The organism is Microvirga sp. Mcv34 (assembly GCF_024519725.1).
GTDB lineage: Bacteria > Pseudomonadota > Alphaproteobacteria > Rhizobiales > Beijerinckiaceae > Microvirga.
Genome location: NZ_JALJRK010000235.1, coordinates 1 through 1,488 on the forward strand (window position 1 = coordinate 1; position 1,488 = coordinate 1,488).

The following is a 1,488-nucleotide window of genomic DNA, read 5'->3' on the forward strand; positions in this document are numbered from 1 at the left end:
TAGTACTACTGTGTCATAAACTTTGTGTGGCAGCAGGGACATCGTGGGAGCCTTCGCACGAGAGCGCAGATAAGTTCAGCCCGGATGGTGGCGATCGACTGGGCGACGTGGCGTTCGGGACGGATGGGCGCGGCCACCGGGATTGCCCGCCTTTGAGGGTCTCGGCGCATTGCGGATCGCGAGGCGGACGGGCGCTGAGGGGAAAAACCGGCTCCGCTCGGAAACCAGAAACCCGTAAGCTGCAATGCACAGCGTGGCATGGTGATGAAAGCCGCGCCAGCCCCGCCCCTCAAAGTGTCCCAGACCGATCTCCTGCTTGAGCTCCTGATAATCCCGCTCAATGCGCCAGCGCAGTTTTGCCAGATCAACAAGGTCCCTCAGGACGGTGTTGGCCGGCAGGGTCGAGAGCCAGTACTTGGTCGGTCGCTTCTCGCCCACGGGCCATTCGATCAGACACCACTCCTCTGGCCGCAGGGTCGCGCGCCAGTAGTCGCGGTGCGCCGGCCGCACCCGCACGGCCGCAAAGCGCGACGTCAGCGGAACCTTGGAGCCTTCCCGCCACGTGATCACGTGCCAAGCCCTGTGGGGCAGATCTTTCGCTAACTTCAGGGCTGAGACCGGCTTGTGCTGCGGATCCCGCCGCAGAAGTGTAGGCGGACGCCCGTGCCCGCTCCAGGGCTGCGGCGGCAGGGGCCCGGTGCCGGGCGCCCAGAGGCTGGTGCTCGACGCAATGCCGACGATGTAGGTCAGGCCCATGTTGGTCAGCGCGGTGCGAAACGCCGTCTCAGAGCCATAGCCGGCATCCGCCAGCACCACCGCCGGAGACACCCCCGCCAGCAGGGCCGCCCGGATCTGGGCGAGTGCGATGGTTGGCTTGCTGTGGAAGGCAACCGTCTCTGGCACGCCGGCCTTGGCGCGCCGTCGCGAGTCCTGCGCCCATTCCTTGGGCAGATAAATCTGAAAGGCGATCGGCAGACTGGCGTGATCATTGGCCAGCGACAGGCTCACAGCGACCTGGCAGTTGTCCTGCTTGCCCAACTGTCCGCAGTATTGCCGGGCCACTCCAACCGAATGGCTGCCCTTCTTGGGAAAGCCGGTATCATCGACGATCCAGGCCCGGATGGCCCCATGCCGTTCGATGACGGGCAGCACTTGCTTGCGCACGCTCGCCAGCAGGATCTCATCCGACCACTCGGCCTGCGCCACGAGATGATGCAGGGATTGGTGGGCCGCCCGGGCGCGGTGAGGGGCGAGCCGGGCCGCCATGGGCTCGATGCTCTTGCGTTCACCCGGCAGGAGCAGCCCGGTACAGTAGGCCTGCATCGGGGCGATCCGATCGGCATGGCCGAGCCCTTCCGCAAGGGCATCAACATACGCGGCAAACCGCGCCTCGCGCGTCTCCGATGGGATAGGAAGGTTCATCACACGCCCTCCGTATGATGGCACCTCCGACTATACCCCGACCCGTCAGTTTATGACACAGTAGTA

Annotated in this window: 1 protein-coding gene; it reads right to left on the reverse strand. The window is 65.2% G+C overall.

Translation table 11 applies throughout. The features are described from left to right. Positions 1-75 precede the first annotated feature (75 nt). A complete protein-coding gene (locus OC446_RS30340) occupies positions 76-1,422 on the reverse strand; it encodes an IS701 family transposase (RefSeq protein ID WP_262032583.1) in 1,347 nt (448 codons plus the stop codon). Positions 1,423-1,488 lie beyond the last annotated feature (66 nt).